The organism is Amaricoccus sp. (assembly GCF_017993425.1).
GTDB lineage: Bacteria > Pseudomonadota > Alphaproteobacteria > Rhodobacterales > Rhodobacteraceae > Amaricoccus.
In genome coordinates, this window is the sequence record NZ_JAGOMQ010000029.1 from 36,951 (window position 1) to 54,300 (window position 17,350).

Below are 17,350 nucleotides of genomic sequence, written 5' to 3' on the forward strand. Positions count from 1 at the left end.
TCAGGAGGCGCGGCTGAAGCGGGCGTTGTCGCCGAGGCGGTCGTCGAAGGCGCTGGCGATGATGCGGGCGAGGGGGGCGCCTTCGGGGAGGATGGCGAGGAGGTTCGGCTCGGCCGTGACGAAGCCGTCGAAGCGGTCCAGCACCTCGCGCGCCGTCGGGCCCAGCACGGCGGCGAGGGTGCCGAAGCGGGCGGCCAGCTCGGTGAAGTCGAGGCGGAAGTCGCAGAGCAGCATCTCGATCGCCCGCGCCCGCAGCCGGTCCTCGTCGCTGAGCGCGTGGCCGCGGACGCCGGCGAGGCCGCCCTCCGTGACGCGCTTGCCCCAGGCCGCGGTCGCGGGGGCGTTCTGCACGTAGCCGGCGGGGAAGCGCGAGACGGAGGAGGCGCCGACGCCGATCAGCGTCGGGCAGAGGTCGTCGGTGTAGCCCTGGAAGTTGCGGCGCAGGCGGCCCTCGCGCGCCGCCTGCGCCAGCGCGTCGGCGGGGCGGGCGAAATGGTCGATGCCGATGCGGTCGAAGCCCTCGGCGACCAGCCGCCCGGCCGCCTGTCCGGCGAGGCGCCAGCGGGCGAGGTCGTCGGGGAGCGCGGCCGCGTCGATCAGCTTCTGGCGCTTCGCCACCCAGGGGACATGCGCGTAGCCGAAGAGCGCCAGCCGGTCGGGGCGGAGCGACAGCGTGCGCTCCAGCGTGGCGTCGAGCCGGGCGAGGGTCTGGTGGGGCAGGCCGTAGACGAGGTCGGCGTTGAGGCTCTCGACGCCGCAGTCGCGCAACGCCTCGATCGCCTCGCGCGTGGCCTCGAAGCTCTGGAGCCGGCCGATGGCCTGCTGCACCAGCGGGTCGAAGTCCTGCACGCCGAGGCTCGCCCGCGTCATCCCCTCCTCCGCCAGCGCGGCGATGCGGGCGCGGTCGACCTGGGTCGGGTCGATCTCGACGGAGAATTCCAGCGTGTCGGCGGGCGGGATCGCGGCGCGGATCGCCGCGGCGAGGCGGTGGATCAGCGGCGGCGGCAGGATGGTGGGGGTGCCGCCGCCCCAGTGCAGCCGGCCCATGCGCACGCCGGGCGGCAGGCTCGCCGCGACGAGGGCGAGCTCGGCCTCCAGCGCTGCGATGTAGGCTTCGACGGGAGCGAGGGTTTTGGTGCCTTGCGTGTGGCAGGCGCAGAACCAGCACAGCCGCTCGCAGAACGGGATGTGGACGTAGACGGAGACCGGCTCGGCCGGGTCGACCGCGGCGAGGCATTCGGCCTGGAAGCGGGCGCCGACCGACGGGGAGAAGTTGGGCGTGGTCGGGAAGCTGGTGTAGCGGGGCACCCGGCTGTCGAAGAGCCCGAGCCGGCGGAGGCGGTCGATCTGGTCCATGCGGGCTTCGTGCCCCGTGGGGGCGGGGCCGTCCTTGCGCGGGATCAAGCTGCGGGCACGAGGAGGGCGGCGCGGTCGGGACGGCCGCCGGCGGGGCGGGGCCGTGCTTGCGCGGGGTCAAGCCGGACTCGCCTGATCTGTTCCGATTGGCCGGGGGGACGGACAGGACTGGGCGTGTGGACGTTGATCGGGTGGAGAATGACGGAGTAAAGAAAGTTGCGGGCGTGCCTGCCTGTGCCCGGAACTTGCGCACAAATATATTTCGAAATATTTTGAATATGAACGGTGAAAATCATTGCATCGTTATCAGCGCCGCATTTCGCGGCGCCGTGCGACTCACTTCGAGGTTCCGCCGTCCCCGCCGCTGCCGCTCCGCGTCGAGCCGGGTGACATGCGCATGTCACCCGGCGGGCGCCGTCGTGGGACGGACCTCGCCGCGGGGGCGCGGGATCAGGCCGCGGGCACGAGCCGGTCGAGGAGGGCGGGGAGGGCGGCGTAGTCGTCGAGGAGGGCCTCGGGCGCCATCGACGCGACCGCGTCGCCCTCGGGGCCGAAGCTGACGAGCACGCAAGGCACGCCGGCGGCGCGGGCGGCGTCGCGGTCGTTGGCGGTGTCGCCGACGAGCACGGCGCGGTCGGGACGGCCGCCGGCGCGGGCGATGGTCTCGAGGAGGTGGAGGGGGTCGGGCTTGCGCACCGCGAGGCTGTCGGCCCCGAGCATGGCGCGGAGCCGCGGGCGGAGGTGGAGGGCGACGAGGAGCGTCTCGGCGAGCGCGGCGGGCTTGTTGGTGCAGACGGCGAGGCCCCAGCCGGCGGCCTCGAGCGCGTCGAGCGCCGGCACGACGCCGGGGTAGAGCCTGGTGTGGCGGGCGATGTCGGCGGCGTAGGCGGCGAGGAGCCGCGGATAGGCGGCGTCGACGCGGGCCGCGTCCCAGCCGCCGGTCGCCCGCGCCATGCCGACCCGCAGCATCGCCCGGCCGCCGGCGAAGGCGTGGACCTTGTCGGCCTCGGCGTCGAGCGGCGCGCCGTAGCCCGCCTCGGCGAGCGCGGCGTTGGCCGCGGCGATCAGGTCGCGGGAGGTGTCGGCGAGGGTGCCGTCGAGGTCGAACACGGCGAGGCGCATGGCGCCCCTTCTGGCGCCTCCGCCCGGATGAGGCAATGTGGCGGCGGTCGGGGCAGTGTCGGGGGCGGCGACGTCGGGCGAGGCGGCGTCGGACGAGCGATGTGGGGTGAGGCGATGTCGGGTGAGGCGACGGCGGCTGAGGCGGCTGAGGTTGAGGCGGCTGAGGTTGAGGCGGCGGGGGCGATCTCTCCTGGCGATGTCGGGGGCGGCAATGACGCGAAACAATAACTGAAGCCTCGCGGCCTTCCCGACCCGGCGCGGCCGCGATAGAAGCCCGCGGAACCCGACGCTGCGCCGGAGCCTGCCGATGCCCACCGCCATCATCCTGCTCGCCGCCGGCGAAGGCACGCGCATGAACTCCGACCAGCCGAAGCCGCTGCACAGGCTCGCCGGCGCGCCGCTGATCGCCCATGCGCTGGCCGCGGCCCGCGCGCTGGAGCCGGAGCGGATCGTGGTGGTGACCGGCCACGGCGCGGAGGCGGTCGAGGCGGCGCTCGGGGAGATCGCGCCGGAGGCGGCGGTCGCGGTGCAGGCCGAGCGCAAGGGGACGGGGCACGCGGTGCTGGAGGCGGCCGGGGCGCTGGGGGATTTCGCCGGCGACGTGGTGGTGCTCTACGCCGACACGCCCTTCGTGCAGGCCGACACGTTGCAGGCGATGCTCGACGCGCGGGTCGGGGGGGCGGCGGTGGTCGTGCTCGGGTTCGAGGCGGCGGAGCCCGGGGGGTACGGGCGGCTGGTGCGGGGGCCGGACGGGGCGCTGGAGGCGATCGTCGAGGCGAAGGACGCGAGCGAGGCGCAGCGCGCGATCACGCTCTGCAATTCCGGGGTGATCGCCGCGGATCGCGACGTGCTGTTCGAGCTGCTCGCGCAGGTCGAGCCGAACAACGCCAAGGGCGAGTATTACCTGACCGACGTGGTGGGGCTGGCGCGGGCGCGCGGGCTCGCGGCGGCGGCGATCGTCTGCCCGGAGGCGGAGACGCTGGGGGTGAACTCGCGCGCCGATCTCGCGGCGGCGGAGGCGGCGTTCCAGGCGCGGGCGCGGGCGGAGGCGATGGCGAACGGCGCGACGCTGAGCGATCCGGCGAGCGTGTGGTTCGCCTTCGACACGGTGATCGGGCGCGACGTCGAGATCGGGCCGAACGTGGTGTTCGGGCCGGAGGTGACGGTGGAGAGCGGCGCGACGATCCGGGCGTTCTGCCACCTGGAGGGGTGCCATGTCAGCCGCGGCGCCGTCGTCGGGCCGTTCGCGCGGCTGCGGCCGGGGGCGGAGCTGGCGGAGGACGTGCATGTCGGCAACTTCGTCGAGATCAAGAACGCCATCGTCGAGGAGGGCGCCAAGGTGAACCACCTGAGCTATGTCGGCGACGCGCGGGTGGGGGCGCGGGCGAACGTGGGCGCGGGGACGATCACCTGCAACTACGACGGGGTGTTCAAGCACCGGACGGAGATCGGCGCGGGGGCGTTCATCGGCTCGAACAGCGCGCTGGTGGCGCCGGTGCGGATCGGCGAGCGCGCGGTGGTGGCGGCGGGGTCGGTGATCACCGAGGACGTGCCCGCGGGCGGGCTGGCGCTCGGGCGGGCGCGGCAGGCGGTCAAGCCGGGGCTCGGGGCGCGGCTGATGGAGCGGCTGCGCGAGATCAAGGCGCGGGGGGCGCACTGAGATGTGCGGCATCGTCGGGATGCTCGGCCGGCACGAGGTGGCGCCGCTGATCCTCGAGTCGCTGAAGCGGCTGGAGTATCGCGGCTACGACAGCGCCGGGATCGCCACGGTCCACGAGGGGCGGCTGGGGCGGCGGCGGGCGCTGGGGAAGCTGATCGCGCTGTCGGACCTGCTGGTGGAGGATCCGGTCCGCGGCCATGCCGGGGTCGGGCATACGCGCTGGGCGACGCATGGCGCGCCCTCGATCCGCAACGCGCATCCCCATGTCGCGGGGCGGGTGGCGGTGGTGCATAACGGGATCGTGGAGAATTTCCGGGCGCTCCGCGCCGAGATGGAGGCGGAGGGGCGGGTCTTCGAGAGCGAGACCGACACGGAGGTGGTGGCGCATCTCGTCGACCGGGCGCTGGGCAACGGCGGCGATCCGCTGGCGGCGGTGCGGGCGGCGCTGGGGCGGCTGGAGGGCGCGTTCGCGCTCGTCTTCCTGTTCGAGGGCGAGGACGACCTGCTGATCGTCGCGCGCAAGGGCTCGCCGCTCGCCATCGGCTATGGCGAGGGGGAGATGTACGTGGGCTCCGACGCGCTGGCGCTGGGGCCGCTGACGAGCCGCATCGCCTATCTGGAGGAGGGGGACCATGCGCGGGTCACCCGGGCGGGCGCGGAGATCTTCGACGCGGCCGGGGCGCGGGTGGAGCGCGAGGTGCAGTCGACGCCGGCGGAGGCGTTCTCGGTCGAGAAGGGGCCCTACAAGCACTTCATGGCCAAGGAGATCCACGAGCAGCCGACGGCGCTCGGGAACGCGCTCGGCAAGTATCTCGCGCCGTCGCGGGACCGGGTGTCGCTGCCGGAGGGGCTCGATCTCTCCGGGGTGGAGCGGCTGTCGCTGGTCGCCTGCGGGACGGCGCACTACGCGTGCCACGTGGCGAAATACTGGTTCGAGGGCGTGGCGCGGCTGCCGGTCGAGATCGAGGTGGCCTCGGAATTCCGCTATCGCGAGCCGCCGCTCGGGGCGGGCGCGATGGGGATCTTCGTCAGCCAGTCGGGCGAGACGGCGGACACGCTGGCGGCGCTGCGCTACGTGCGGTCGCAGGGGGCGCGGGTGCTCTCGATCGTCAACGTGCCGAGCTCGACCATCGCGCGGGAGAGCGAGCTGGCGCTGCCGATCCTCGCCGGGCCGGAGATCGGGGTCGCCTCGACCAAGGCGTTCACCTGCCAGCTGCTGGTGCTCGCGGTCCTCGCCATCGCGGCGGGGCGGGCGCGGGGCACGATCGATGCGGCGGAGGAGGCGCGGCTCGCGGCGGCGCTCGGGAGCCTGCCGGGGCTGATGGCGCAGGCGCTGGCGCAGGAGGCGCGGGTCGCGGAGATCGCGCGGTCGGTGTCGCGGGCGCGGGACGTGCTCTTCATCGGGCGGGGCGCGATGTATCCGCTGGCGCTGGAGGGGGCGCTGAAGCTGAAGGAGATCAGCTACATCCACGCCGAGGGTTATGCGGCGGGCGAGCTGAAGCACGGGCCGATCGCGCTCGTCGACGAGGAGACGCCGGTGATCGCGCTCGCGCCCTCGGACGCGCTCTTCGACAAGACGGTTTCGAACATCCACGAGGTGATGGCGCGCGGCGGGCCGGTGGCGCTGCTCTCGGATTCCGCCGGCGCGGCGCGGGTGGCGGAGGAGGTGGGCGAGGTGCTGGCGCTGCCGGCCTGCGACCCGTTCGTCGCGCCGATCCTCTACGCGGCGCCGGTCCAGCTCCTCGCCTATCATGCCGCGGTGCTGAAGGGCACCGACGTCGACCAGCCGCGCAACCTCGCGAAGTCGGTCACGGTGGAATAGCCGCGGGGTCCGGGATAGCCCTGACCCTGAGCGGCCCTATCCTCGGCGTCATCTGGCAGGCAATCCGGGTCGGCTGGCTGGAGGACTTCCTGCCTTCTGCCGGGAGTCCGCCCACCGGGCCCTGCCAGGTGCAGATCGCCTCCCGGACGTCTACGGCATTCACACATCCCGGCTGAAGCCACGGATCGGGAGGAATGGGCCGCGACGTCGAAGCCCGACGGATTTGACCCGTGACAAATCCGTCCGCGATCGCCCCTGCGGGGGGCGCTCACGGACGGATTGCGCGCGACGGGGAAATCTTCACCCCTGACGACCTCCGCGCCAATGCGCTCCGGTCGTCGGCGCGGCGAAAGCCGTGCTTTCGCTTGTCGCGCCGCAGCCTCGCGGGCGGAGCCCGCTTCGGTCGGCTGTCGGCTTCCTGTCGTTCGGTCCATGGCGGCTGGAGGAGAAGCGTGAATTCGCTAGCCCGGACGCCCGTTCAGAGCGTCACGGTCTGGCGGCTCATGCACCCGGCGGATCCCGTGCAAGGCCCTGCCGCTTCACACTCCAGGACGTGGCGCCCGCGGCGAGCGCCGGGGCGGCGGGCGCGGGCGCCGCCGGGCCGCGGGCAGGGCGCGTCCCGGGGGGCTTCGGGAGGGTCTTCGGCGGCGTGGGTCTGCGGCGGTCCTCACGAGGGCGCGTTCGGGGCGCCGGAGGTCGCGGGCGGGTCGCGCGGGGGCGGCGGGTCGGCTATAGGGGGCGTCGGCCTCCTCGATCCGGTGATCCGCGTGAACTCCCATGTCCTGACCGTGCAATGCCCCTCCCGCCGCGGCATCGTGGCGGCGATCTCGACCTACCTCGCCGAGCGCGGCTGCAACATCACCGACGCCGCGCAGTTCGACGACCGCGAGACGGGCAAGTTCTTCACCCGCATCTCGTTCGTCGCCGAGACCGGCGCGACGCTCGACGCGCTGCGCGAGGGGTTCCCGGCGGTGGCCGGGCCCTTCGCCATGGACTGGGCGATCCATGGCGAGGCGGAGCGGGTGCGGACGCTCATCATGGTCTCGAACTTCGGGCATTGCCTGAACGACCTGCTCTATCGCTGGCGGATCGGGGCGCTGCCGGTCGATCTCGTCGGGGTCGCGTCGAACCACATGACCTACCAGAAGGCGGTGGCGAACCACGACGTGCCCTTCCACCACATCCGCGTCACCCGCGACAACAAGCCGCAGGCCGAGGCGCGGCTGATGGAGCTGGTCGAGGAGACGGGGGCGGAGCTGATCGTGCTCGCCCGCTACATGCAGGTGCTGTCGGACGGGCTCTGCGCCCGGATGTCGGGGCGGATCATCAACATCCACCACTCGTTCCTGCCGAGCTTCAAGGGGGCGAACCCCTACCGGCAGGCCTTCGAGCGCGGGGTGAAGCTGATCGGGGCGACCGCGCATTACGTGACGGCCGACCTCGACGAGGGGCCGATCATCGAGCAGGACACCGTGCGGGTGACCCATGCGCAGTCGCCGGAGGACTACGTGAGCCTCGGGCGCGACGTCGAGGCCTCGGTGCTCGCCCGGGCGATCCACGCGCATATCCACCGGCGCTCGTTCCTCAACGGCAACAAGACGGTGGTGTTTCCCGCCTCGCCCGGCTCCTACGCCTCGGAGCGGATGGGGTGATGGAGGACGTTCTCGACGCGCGGCGCTGCGAGCTCGGCGAGGGGGCGCTCTGGCACCCGGAGCGGGGGCAGCTCTTCTGGCTCGACATCCACGGGCGCGCGCTCCTCGGCCGCGAGGGCGCGGCGGAGCGGGCCTGGGATTTCGGCGAGCAGGTGTCGGCGGCGGGGTGGATCGACCGCGACCACCTGCTCGTCGCGGGCGAGGGCGGGCTCTGGCGGTTCGCGATCCCGACCGGCGAGCGGGAGCGGGTGGCGGCGATGCCGCCGGAGGAGGGGCCGCGGCTCCGGTCGAACGACGGGCGCGCGGATCCCTGGGGCGGATTCTGGTTCGGCACGATGGGCAAGCGGGCCGAGGACGGCGCCGGCTCGCTGTGGCGCTACTGGCGGGGCGAGCTGCGCCGGCTGCGGCCGGGGCTGTCGGTCCCGAACGCGATCTGCTTCGATGCGGAGGCGGAGCTCGGGTTCTTCGCCGACACGCGGGCGGGGAACGTCTGGCGGCAGCGGCTCGACCCGGCGAGCGGCTGGCCGGCGGGGGAGGCGGAGGTCTGGCTGGCGCTCGCCGGCACGGGGCGGCATCCCGACGGCGCGGTGATCGACGCCGAGGGGCGGTTCTGGAACGCGCAATGGGAGTCGTCGCTTGTGGCGTGCTACGGGCGCGACGGGCGGCTGCTGCACGAGGAGGCGTTCGCGGCGTCGCGGCTGACCTGCCCGGCCTTCGGCGGGGCCGATCTCGCCACGCTCTTCGTCACTTCGGCGCAGGAGGGCATGGACGAAGCCGCGCGCGAGGCGGAGCCGGCGGCCGGGATGACCTTCGCGCGTCGGGTCGACGCGCGGGGGCGGGCGGAGCCGGCGGTGGTTCTGTAGCAGTCGGTTGGGTCATTGCCGTTGATTGAGGGGGGCGGGGCCGCGTCGCCCGGTAGCTGCAATTTCCGCGCAAGTATATTTCGAAATATTTTGAATATAAACGATGAAAATCATTGCATCGTTATCAGCGGCGCATTTCGCGGCGCCGTGTGACTCACTTCGAGGTTCCGCCGTCCCCGCCGCTATCTCTCCGCGTCGAGCCGGGTGACATGCGCATGTCACCCGGCGGGCGCCGTCGCGGGACGGACCTTGCCGCTCGGGGAGCAGGCGTCGCCGCCTTGCGGCCGGGTCAGGTCGGGTCGAGGTCCTTGGTCCAGCGGCGGTGGAGCCAGAGGTATTGGCCGGGGTGCGCGCGGACCTGGGCGGCGAGGCTGTCGTTGACGACCTGCATCATCTCCTCGGCCGTGGTGTGCGGGACCGGGGGATCGAGGTGGATCGCCACGTGGACGCCGTCGGGCTGGCGCACGCCGTAGCCGGGAACGAGCGCCGCGCCGAGCTTGAGCGCGAGCTCGGCGGTCAGCGTCAGCGTGGGCGCGGGGCGGCCGAGGAAGTCGAGGCGGGGCGCGCGGCGGTCGTACTGGTCGATGAGGATCGCCGCGATGCCGCCCGCGCGGAGGTGGGTGACGAGCCCGCGCAGGCCGGGGCCGCCCTTGGCGAGCATCGGCCGGCCGCCGATCTCGAGCTGGCGGCGGTAGATCGGCTCGAGCCAGCGGTTGTTGAGCGGGCGGTAGACGCCGGCGGCCTCGCCGCAGGTCGCCTTCAGCCAGGCGCGGCCGGCCTCCCACTGGCCGAGATGGCCGCTGACGAGGATCGCCGGGCGGCCCTCGCGCGCCGCGGCGAGCACCGCCTCGGCCCCCGGGCCGGTCGGCGCGATCCAGGTGCGCGCCGCCTGGAAGTCGGCCATGCAGAAGGTCTCGACAAAGGTGCGGCCGAAGCTGTCGCCGACCGCGCCGGCGACGCCGCGGCGGGCGGCGGCGTCGAGCTCCGGCATCACGTAGCGCAGGTTGGCGTCGACCCGGCCGCGGAGCTTCGGCAGGCCGAGGACGATGCGCCGGCCGAGCCAGCCGCCGAGGCCGAGGCGCGCCCGCCACGGCAGCAGCCGCACGATGCCGAGGGTCAGCGCCGCCGGCGCGAAGGCGAGCGCCTCGGCGACGGGGCGGCCGCGCCGGGCCATGCTCAGCCGCCCGCCACGGCCGGGGCCGTGGCGCGAGGGCGATGTCGGGGGAGGCGGGTCATGGCGTCGCGGCCGCGTCGGCGGTCGCCCGTCCGGCTCAGTGGCGGACGGGGTTGATCATCATGACCATCTGCCGGCCCTCGAGCCGGGGGATGGCCTCGACCTTGCCAAGCTCGCTGACGTCCTGGGCGACGCGCTCGAGGAGCTTGCGGCCCAGGTCGGCATGGGCCATCTCGCGGCCGCGGAAGCGCAGCGTGATCTTGACCTTGTCGCCGCCCTCGAGGAACTTCATCACGGAGCGCATCTTGACCTCGTAGTCATGCGTGTCCGTGTTGGGGCGGAACTTGATCTCCTTGATCTCGATGACCTTCTGCTTCTTGCGGGCCTCGGATTCCTTTTTCTGGGTTTCGTACTTGTACTTTCCGAAATCCATGATCTTGGCGACGGGCGGCGTCGCGTTCGGCGAGATCTCGACGAGGTCGAGGCCCGCCTGCTCGGCGAGGAGCATCGCCCGCTCGGGCGTGATCAGGCCGATGTTCTCGCCCTCGGCGCCGATGAGGCGGATCTCGGGGGCGCGGATGCGTTCGTTGACGCGGGGGCCGGTGTCGCGCGTGGGCGGCGCGTTGTGAGGTCTGCGAGCTATGGCCTTCAGGTCCTTCGATCGTTGCTCGGACAAAAACCGGGGCACCCTGCGCCACGGAGCGCGCACAATAGGGCAATCGCCGGGGCAAGTGAAGAGGCCGCGGCGGCGGCGCCACGCTGCGGGGCCGGGTTCGGGGCGGGGGGCGATTTCAGTTGCATCGCCCGGGGGGCTCGGCTCTCAGTTCGCGCGAGGGGCGCGCAGGCGCCCGCAACGCATGTCTTGGGAGAGCGCGATGCGCATTCTGATCCTGATCGCGGGCGCCGTCCTGATCGCGCTGGCGCTCTACCTCGGCTTCGGAGGGCAGGACCCCCAGGCCGCGGCGGAGAAGGCCGGCGTGGCGGTGGAGAATGCGGCGGAGGACGCCGCGACCGCGGCGGGCGAGGCCGCCGAGGCGACCGGCGACGCGGCCGAGGCCGCGGGCGAGGCGGTCAAGGACGCGGTGGAGGGGGAGCCTGCGGCCCCGGCGGCTCCGGCGCCCGCGAACAACTGAGGAGGTCGCCCGCCGCCGCGGCGACGGCCGGAAGCGGGCCGTGTCGGGCGCGCAGGGTATGGCCACGGGGGGCGACGGCTTGACGCGCAACGGCGCGTTGGCGAGGAAGGCCATGGACGGGGGCCCGGCGTGCGTCGACTTCGGCGGCGTCTTGGGGTTCCCCAACATGCCGCGCAACAGGAGCGAGGCCCGTGCCGCACGACCTTCCCGACGAGATCAGCGAGGCCCTGGTGCGGCTCAAGCGGCTGCGGCTGCGGGCCTGGCGGCGGGGAATGCGCGAGACCGACCTGCTGCTCGGCGGCTTCGCCGACGCCGAACTCGGACGACTTTCGTCCGACGAACTCGACGCATTTGAATCTCTGTTGCTAGAGAACGACCAGGACCTATATCTCTGGATTAGCCGCAACTGCGGACAGCCCTCCCGCTTCGACGGAATCGTCGGGCGTATTGCCGCCTTTCACGGCACGGGGTGAGCGGAGGCGGCGGCATGGGGCGAAAGCTGCGTCGGCAGGGTCGGCGTTAACGGGTTGTATATGAATCTGAGCAACGGTCCGGGCACAGGGTCATGCGGAGAGAGATCATGAGCGTGCACGCCTCGGTGGCGAAGGTTCCCGAACCTGTCCTGGACGGCGAGTTCCTCGGCTCCTATCTCGAGACGCTGTCCATGGTCGAACGCCTGCACCGCCTGCTGCTCGACGTCGTCAAGGACGAGTTCGAGCGGCTCGGCATCATCGACATCAACTCGGTCCAGGCGCTGCTGCTCTTCAATGTCGGCGACAACGAGGTGACGGCGGGCGAGCTGAAGACGCGGGGCTACTACCAAGGCTCCAACGTCAGCTACAACCTCAAGAAGCTGGTCGAGTGCGGCTACATGCACCACCAGCGCTGCGAGGTGGACCGGCGGGCCGTGCGGGTGCGGCTGACCGACAAGGGGCGGCATATCCGCACGATCATCGCGGACCTGTTCCAGCGCCACGCCGCGGGCATCCTCGGCCGCGAGGTGCTGGGCGAGATGCGGCTCGCGGACATCAACGCGAGCCTGCGCCGGATGGAGCATTACTGGACCGACCAGATCCGCTACATCTACTGAGCCTGCGCCCGCGGGGACCGGCCGGGTGTGGCCCGGCGGTCGGCCGCGGGAAAGTTTGCTCAACCATGACGCGCGCCGGCTGACTATCCCCCCGCAATGGTGATAACCTGCGAGGAAACAGGGATTTGCGTCGGCGATTCGGTGCGATCCCCATAAACGTCAGGCACGAGCGCAGGATCCCGCAGGCGATCGCATGAATACGAGTCCCGGCATGAACGCTGCCCGCGGCGCCTTCGACTTCCCGATAGGGGACGAGCTGCGCGGCGAGCGGGCCACGCTCGGCCGGTCGCTGCTCGACGTGCAGCGCGACCTGCGGATCAAGGCGGTCTACATCTCGGCGATCGAGAACACCGATCCGGGCGTGTTCCCGAATCCGAGCTTCGTGCCGGGCTACGTGCGGGCCTATGCCCGCTATCTCGGGCTCGACGCGGACGAGGTCTACGGGCGGTTCTGCGCCGACAGCGGCTTTCGCAACCCGGTCGGGCTCGGGGCGAAGCCGGCCGCCGGGCGGGAGGCGCCGCGGCCGGGGAAGGCGAGCGGCGGGTTCCGGCCGGACTTTCCGCTGGCGGAGCCGCGGCGGCGGGGGCTGACGGCGGTGCCGCTGTCGGCGCTCGGGTCGCTCGTGGTGCTGGCGGCGGTGGTGGGGGCGCTCGGCTGGGGCGGCTGGACCGTGCTGCAGAACATCCAGCGGGTGCAGTTCGCCCCGGTGGAGGAGGCGCCCATCGCGCTCGCCTCGGCGCCGCCGCTCGCGGCGCCGGAGACGGCGGCACTGGTGGAGCCGGAGCTGACGGAGCTCGCGAAGCCGGTGGCGGCGACGGCGCTCGCGGAACTCTACCGGAGCCAGGAGCTGGAGGTGCCGATTCTGGCCCCGCGCGACGGGCCGATCGCGGCGCTCGATCCCGACAGCGTCGGCCTGCTCGCGGCGGCCGACGCCGCGCCGCGGCCGGTTCCGGTCGCCGGGGCCACGCCGGGCGCCGGGGCGCCGTTCGGGCCGCAGCCGGCGGTGGTCGGCGCGCCGGCGAGGGCGGCGGCGGACGTGGCGGCGGGGCAGCCGGCGGTCACCATCGTCGCGGAGCGGGCGGCCTGGGTGCGGGTCTACCTCGCCGACAAGACCGTGGTCTTCGAGCGCATCCTCGAGACCGGGGAGAGCTATGCGCTGCCGCCCGATCTCGTCGATCCGATGATCTGGGCGGGGAACTCCGGCTCGGTCTATGTCCGGCTCGGGCAGGAGCTGCGCGGGCCGCTCGGCAGCGGCACCCGCGCGGTGCGCGACGTGCCGCTGGAGCCGGCGGCGCTGGCGGAGCGGTTCGGGGTGGTCGCCGAGGTGCCGGAGTCGATCGCGCGGGCGGTCGAGCCGGTGGCGCAGGCGGCCGTGATCCGCTAGGCGGGTCCTCCTCCGCGGAATCCCGGCGGGGGGCGTCCCACAATGGGACATGGGTGAATCCATTGGATTAAAGCACGAATAAAAAGCTGGCAGTTTTATTGCGCGGCGAAGGCGGGCGCTTTCAGCCTGCGGCGGGGCTGTCGGCGCGGCGGGCGCGGACGTAGTCGCGGGGGGCGGCGCCGAGCATCCGGCGGAACATCGTGGTGAAGGCGGAGACGTTGCCGTAGCCGGCGCGCATGGCGACGCGCGACACCGGCTCGCCGGCGGCGAGGTGGGGCAGGCTCGCGAAGATGCTCGCCTGCTGGCGCCAGGTGGCGAAGCCGGCCCCGGTCTGGCGGGCGAAGAAGCGGGTGAAGGTGCGCCGGCTCATGGCGAGCTCGGCCGCCCAGTCGTCGATGCGGACCTCCGCCGAGGGATCGCGCATGAAGGCGCGGCAGAGCGCGGCGAGGCGGCGGTCGGAGGGGAAGGGCAGGCCGAGCGGGCGCACCGGCAGGGCGGCCGCCTCCTCGGCGAGGAGGGCGTAGACGAGCCGGGTCTTGCGGTCGCCCTCGGGCGCGTCGCCGAGGCGAATCGCCTCCTCGATCAGGCCGCGGGCCAGCGGCGAGATCGCCCGCACGGTCGGGGCCTCGTCCTCGGGCTCGTCGCCGCGCGGCGGCAGGTAGAGCGAGGTCACGTCGACCTCGCTCAGCATGTCGACCTCGTGCTCCAGCCCGTGGGGGATGCGCAGGGCATGGCCGGGCGGCACCATCCAGCGGCCGCGATCCGTCGTCACTGCGGCGAGGCCGGCGAAGACGCAGAGGAACTGCGTGCGGTCGTGGCTGTGGCGCGGCGCGCGGTAGCCCGCGGGGGCCTGCTCGTCGAGGAGGTGCAGCACCGCGTCGGCGCGCTCGACGCGCTGGATGCGGGAGGGGGTCGGGGACATCCTGTTTGGCCCGATCGCGAAGATATTAGACCAGAGCACGAAAGACGGCCGCGGGCAACTGCGCTATCTCCTCTTCGGCGCAGGCCCCGGCCCGCGCCGATTCAGCGTGGGCGGACGCGCCCGCAAATCCGGAGTGAACGAGTTGGCCGACGTGCTTGCCGGCGGGCAGCCCCGCTACGAGAGGACTGCGCTGTCGATCCTGGTGGCGGTGAGCTTCTGCCACATGCTGAACGACATCATGCAGTCGCTGCTGGCGTCGCTCTATCCGTTGCTGAAGGTCAACTATTCGCTCGACTTCGTGCAGATCGGCCTGCTGACCTTCGCCTTCCAGGTGACGGCGTCGCTCCTGCAGCCGGTGGTCGGGCTCGTCACCGACCGCTGGCCGGCCCCGTATTCGCTGCCCGTCGGCATGACCAGCAGCTTCTTCGGGCTGATCCTGCTCGGCCATGCGCATGACTACGCGATGCTGGTGCTGGCGGCCTGCCTGATCGGGCTCGGCTCCGCCGTCTTCCACCCCGAGGCGAGCCGGGTCGCGCGTCTCGCCTCGGGCGGACGGCATGGCTTCGCCCAGTCGTTCTTCCAGGTCGGGGGCAATGTCGGCCATGCCGTCGGGCCGCTGCTCGCCGCCTTCGTCGTGCTGCCGTTCGGCCAGCCGAGCGTCGCGTGGTTCGCGGCGATCGCCATGGTGGGCATCGTCACGCTGACCCGCGTCGGCGGCTGGTATTCCGCGCATCGCCGCGCCCATGCCGGGCGGGCGGCGCCGAGCAAGGCGTTGCCGCTGCCGTCGCGGCAGGTGCAGTGGACGGTGGCGATCCTCGTCCTGCTGACGGTCACCAAGAACGTCTACATGGCGAGCCTGTCGAGCTACTTCATCTTCTACCTGATGGACCAGTTCGCCCTCTCGACCCGGGACGCGCAGCTGTTCCTGTTCCTGTTCCTCGGCTCGGCCGCGGTCGGCGTCTTCATGGGCGGGCCGATCGGCGACCGGTTCGGGGCGCGGTTCGTGATCTGGCTCTCGATCCTCGGGGTGATCCCCTTCGCGCTGCTGCTGCCCTATGCGTCGCTGTTCTGGACGGGCGTGCTGGTCGTGGTGATCGGCCTCGTCCTCGCCTCGGCGTTCCCGGCGATCGTCGTCTTCGCGCAGGAGCTGCTGCCCGGGCGGGTCGGGCTGGTCGGGGGCGTGTTCTTCGGCTTCGCCTTCGGGGCGGGCGGGCTCGGGGCGGCGGCGCTCGGCGGGCTCGCGGACAGCCACGGCATCGCCTTCGTCTACAAGCTCTGCTCGTTCCTGCCGCTGCTCGGGCTCTTCACGATCCTGTTGCCGCGCATCCCCCGGCCGCCGCTGGGGTGACGCCGCCGGGGTGACATGCGGCGCGGCGCGGCCTATGTTGCGCCGCGTCGCGGTCGCCGCGGAAGGAGCCATGTCGCACAACCCGATCCGCCCCTGGCGCAACATCGACCGGCGCGAGAGCCGGCGCATCCATGTCGGCCCGGTGCCGGTGGGCGGCGGCGCGCCGATCAGCGTTCAGACGATGACGAACACGCCGACCACGGACGCGAAGGCGACGATCGAGCAGGTGCTGCGCTGCGCCGAGGCCGGGGCGGACATCGTGCGCGTCTCGGTGCCGGACGAGGAGTCGTCCCGGGCGCTGCGCGAGATCGTGCGCGAGAGCCCGGTGCCGATCGTCGCGGACATCCATTTCCACTATCGCCGGGCGATCGAGTCGGCCGAGGCGGGGGCGGCGTGCCTCAGGATCAACCCGGGCAACATCGGCTCGGCCGAGCGGGTGCGTGAGGTGATCCGGGCGGCGAAGGACCACGGCTGCTCGATGCGGATCGGGGTGAACGCCGGGAGCCTGGAGAAGCATCTGCTGGAGAAGTACGGCGAGCCCTGCCCCGACGCGATGGTGGAGAGCGGGCTCGACCATATCCGCATCCTCGAGGACAACGACTTCCGCGAGTTCAAGATCAGCGTGAAGGCGTCGGACGTGTTCCTCGCCGCCGCGGCCTATCAGGCGCTGGCGGAGGCGACGGACGCGCCGATCCATCTCGGGATCACCGAGGCGGGCGGGTTCGTCGGCGGGACGGTGAAGTCGGCGGTGGGGCTCGGCAGCCTGCTGTGGATGGGGATCGGCGACACGCTGCGGGTGTCGCTCTCGGCCGATCCGGTCGAGGAGGTGAAGGTCGGGTTCGAGATCCTGAAGGCGCTGGGGCTCCGGCATCGGGGGGTGAACATCATCTCCTGCCCGTCCTGCGCGCGGCAGGGGTTCGACGTGATCCGCACGGTGGAGATCCTCGAGAAGCGGCTGGAGCACGTGAAGACGCCGATGTCGCTCTCGATCATCGGCTGCGTGGTCAACGGGCCGGGCGAGGCGCTGATGACGGACGTCGGCTTCACCGGCGGCGGGGCCGGGGCGGGGATGGTCTACCTGGCGGGCCGGCAGCACCACAAGCTCGGCAATGCCGGGATGATCGACCACATCGTCGAGCTGGTCGAGCGCAAGGCGGCGGAGATCGAGGCGGAGCGGGCGGCCGAGGCCGCCGTCGCGGGGCAGGCGGCGGAGTAAGGCCCCGGGGCGGGGCGTCCCGCAGTAGGACGCTGATTATCTATTTGATATTGTTGCGATAATATGAGCGCCGGTCAGGAGCCGGTGAGGCGGTCGCGCGTCGTCTCGATCCAGAGGCGCGCGGCGTCGACGCGCTCCGCATAGGCGTCGAGGGCGGATCCGGCGGCCGGGAGGCGGGCGGCGAGCGGCTCGGCGTTGCGGTAGGCCGCCGTCGCCGCGGCGGCGAGCGCCAGCGCCAGCAGGAAGCCGGCGGCGCCGCCGCGGCGGCGGAGCGGCGGCTCGGGGATCACCGCCGGGGGCGGGGCCGGGCGGTCGGAATGCCGGGGCCGCAGCGGCGTCGCCGGCGCCTCGGCGGGCCGCGCGGGCGCGGGGTCGAGCCGCTGCTCGGGTCGCGGCGCGGGCGCAGGGCGGGCGGGCTCGGGGCGCGGGCTGGCCGCGAAGGGCTCCGCGGGCGCAGGGATTTCCCCGAGGTCGGGGCGCGGGGTGGCCGGGGCGGGCTGCGCGGGGGCGGCGGGTTCCCGGAGGTGGGGGCGCGGACCGGCGTCGGCGCGCTCCGCGAGCGGAGGGCCGTCCCGGAGGTCGGGCGGGGGGCCGGCCTCCATGCGCTC

15 protein-coding genes and 1 pseudogene are annotated in these 17,350 nt (G+C 72.8%); 10 read left to right on the forward strand and 6 right to left on the reverse strand.

Going from position 1 to position 17,350, the window contains the following annotated elements; all coding sequences use genetic code 11:
• Together hemN and KBB57_RS14135 are read right to left on the reverse strand one after the other, a co-directional pair.
• A complete protein-coding gene (gene hemN, locus KBB57_RS14130; protein ID WP_290751363.1) occupies nt 1-1,356 on the reverse strand; it encodes an oxygen-independent coproporphyrinogen III oxidase in 1,356 nt (451 codons plus the stop codon).
• A gap of 450 nt (nt 1,357-1,806) precedes the next feature.
• Complete coding sequence (locus KBB57_RS14135) at nt 1,807-2,478, reverse strand: HAD-IA family hydrolase (RefSeq protein ID WP_290751365.1); 672 nt, start codon at nt 2,476-2,478, stop codon at nt 1,807-1,809.
• Between the two features lie 307 nt (nt 2,479-2,785).
• Between KBB57_RS14135 and glmU the strand changes: the two genes are divergently transcribed.
• The 4 genes from glmU to KBB57_RS14155 all read left to right on the forward strand — a co-directional run bounded on the left by glmU (nt 2,786) and on the right by KBB57_RS14155 (nt 8,475).
• On the forward strand, nt 2,786-4,138 hold the full coding sequence (glmU, locus tag KBB57_RS14140; protein WP_290751367.1) for a bifunctional UDP-N-acetylglucosamine diphosphorylase/glucosamine-1-phosphate N-acetyltransferase GlmU: 1,353 nt from the start codon (nt 2,786-2,788) through the stop codon (nt 4,136-4,138).
• A gap of 1 nt (nt 4,139) precedes the next feature.
• On the forward strand, nt 4,140-5,960 hold the full coding sequence (gene glmS, locus KBB57_RS14145) for a glutamine--fructose-6-phosphate transaminase (isomerizing) (RefSeq protein WP_290751369.1): 1,821 nt from the start codon (nt 4,140-4,142) through the stop codon (nt 5,958-5,960).
• Between the two features lie 767 nt (nt 5,961-6,727).
• On the forward strand, nt 6,728-7,612 hold the full coding sequence (purU, locus tag KBB57_RS14150) for a formyltetrahydrofolate deformylase (protein ID WP_290751371.1): 885 nt from the start codon (nt 6,728-6,730) through the stop codon (nt 7,610-7,612).
• Nucleotides 7,612-8,475, forward strand: coding sequence for an SMP-30/gluconolactonase/LRE family protein (locus KBB57_RS14155; RefSeq protein WP_290751373.1), 864 nt, complete (start codon nt 7,612-7,614; stop codon nt 8,473-8,475). The genes purU and KBB57_RS14155 overlap by 1 nt, the downstream gene beginning before the upstream one ends.
• A 289-nt stretch (nt 8,476-8,764) precedes the next feature.
• Here the strand turns inward: KBB57_RS14155 and KBB57_RS14160 are convergent, their stop codons facing one another.
• Both KBB57_RS14160 and infC read right to left on the reverse strand, forming a co-directional pair.
• On the reverse strand, nt 8,765-9,649 hold the full coding sequence (locus KBB57_RS14160; protein ID WP_290751375.1) for a lysophospholipid acyltransferase family protein: 885 nt from the start codon (nt 9,647-9,649) through the stop codon (nt 8,765-8,767).
• Nucleotides 9,650-9,746: 97 nt separating this feature from the next.
• On the reverse strand, nt 9,747-10,292 hold the full coding sequence (infC, locus tag KBB57_RS14165; RefSeq protein ID WP_367272699.1) for a translation initiation factor IF-3: 546 nt from the start codon (nt 10,290-10,292) through the stop codon (nt 9,747-9,749).
• Between the two features lie 232 nt (nt 10,293-10,524).
• On the opposite strand from infC, the gene KBB57_RS14170 reads away from it, so the two are divergent.
• The 4 genes from KBB57_RS14170 to KBB57_RS14185 all read left to right on the forward strand — a co-directional run bounded on the left by KBB57_RS14170 (nt 10,525) and on the right by KBB57_RS14185 (nt 13,256).
• A complete protein-coding gene (locus KBB57_RS14170; protein WP_290751380.1) occupies nt 10,525-10,782 on the forward strand; it encodes a hypothetical protein in 258 nt (85 codons plus the stop codon).
• Between the two features lie 191 nt (nt 10,783-10,973).
• Nucleotides 10,974-11,255 carry a succinate dehydrogenase assembly factor 2 gene (locus KBB57_RS14175; protein WP_290751382.1) on the forward strand — a complete coding sequence of 94 codons (282 nt, stop codon included), beginning with the start codon at nt 10,974-10,976 and terminating at the stop codon, nt 11,253-11,255.
• Nucleotides 11,256-11,362: 107 nt separating this feature from the next.
• Nucleotides 11,363-11,872, forward strand: coding sequence for a MarR family winged helix-turn-helix transcriptional regulator (locus KBB57_RS14180; RefSeq protein ID WP_290751386.1), 510 nt, complete (start codon nt 11,363-11,365; stop codon nt 11,870-11,872).
• A 211-nt stretch (nt 11,873-12,083) separates the two neighbouring features.
• Complete coding sequence (locus KBB57_RS14185; protein ID WP_290751388.1) at nt 12,084-13,256, forward strand: helix-turn-helix domain-containing protein; 1,173 nt, start codon at nt 12,084-12,086, stop codon at nt 13,254-13,256.
• Between the two features lie 121 nt (nt 13,257-13,377).
• Here the strand turns inward: KBB57_RS14185 and KBB57_RS14190 are convergent, their stop codons facing one another.
• Complete coding sequence (locus KBB57_RS14190) at nt 13,378-14,178, reverse strand: helix-turn-helix domain-containing protein (RefSeq protein ID WP_290751390.1); 801 nt, start codon at nt 14,176-14,178, stop codon at nt 13,378-13,380.
• Nucleotides 14,179-14,329: 151 nt separating this feature from the next.
• On the opposite strand from KBB57_RS14190, the gene KBB57_RS14195 reads away from it, so the two are divergent.
• On the forward strand, nt 14,330-15,526 hold the full coding sequence (locus KBB57_RS14195) for an MFS transporter (RefSeq protein WP_367272700.1): 1,197 nt from the start codon (nt 14,330-14,332) through the stop codon (nt 15,524-15,526).
• A 70-nt stretch (nt 15,527-15,596) separates the two neighbouring features.
• Nucleotides 15,597-16,742 carry a flavodoxin-dependent (E)-4-hydroxy-3-methylbut-2-enyl-diphosphate synthase gene (gene ispG / locus KBB57_RS14200; RefSeq protein WP_290751395.1) on the forward strand — a complete coding sequence of 382 codons (1,146 nt, stop codon included), beginning with the start codon at nt 15,597-15,599 and terminating at the stop codon, nt 16,740-16,742.
• 74 nt (nt 16,743-16,816) lie between these two features.
• Here the strand turns inward: ispG and KBB57_RS14205 are convergent.
• Nucleotides 16,817-17,350 (reverse strand): annotated as a pseudogene (locus KBB57_RS14205) (hypothetical protein); the annotation flags it as partial.

Coding starts and splice junctions, on each gene's coding strand:
- hemN (WP_290751363.1), bottom strand. CDS start 1,356: ATGGACCAGATCGACCGCCTCCGCCGGCTCGGGCTCTTCGACAGCCGG.
- KBB57_RS14135 (WP_290751365.1), bottom strand. CDS start 2,478: ATGCGCCTCGCCGTGTTCGACCTCGACGGCACCCTCGCCGACACCTCC.
- glmU (WP_290751367.1), top strand. CDS start 2,786: ATGCCCACCGCCATCATCCTGCTCGCCGCCGGCGAAGGCACGCGCATG.
- glmS (WP_290751369.1), top strand. CDS start 4,140: ATGTGCGGCATCGTCGGGATGCTCGGCCGGCACGAGGTGGCGCCGCTG.
- KBB57_RS14155 (WP_290751373.1), top strand. CDS start 7,612: ATGGAGGACGTTCTCGACGCGCGGCGCTGCGAGCTCGGCGAGGGGGCG.
- KBB57_RS14160 (WP_290751375.1), bottom strand. CDS start 9,649: ATGGCCCGGCGCGGCCGCCCCGTCGCCGAGGCGCTCGCCTTCGCGCCG.
- KBB57_RS14170 (WP_290751380.1), top strand. CDS start 10,525: ATGCGCATTCTGATCCTGATCGCGGGCGCCGTCCTGATCGCGCTGGCG.
- KBB57_RS14180 (WP_290751386.1), top strand. CDS start 11,363: ATGAGCGTGCACGCCTCGGTGGCGAAGGTTCCCGAACCTGTCCTGGAC.
- KBB57_RS14185 (WP_290751388.1), top strand. CDS start 12,084: ATGAACGCTGCCCGCGGCGCCTTCGACTTCCCGATAGGGGACGAGCTG.
- KBB57_RS14190 (WP_290751390.1), bottom strand. CDS start 14,178: ATGTCCCCGACCCCCTCCCGCATCCAGCGCGTCGAGCGCGCCGACGCG.
- ispG (WP_290751395.1), top strand. CDS start 15,597: ATGTCGCACAACCCGATCCGCCCCTGGCGCAACATCGACCGGCGCGAG.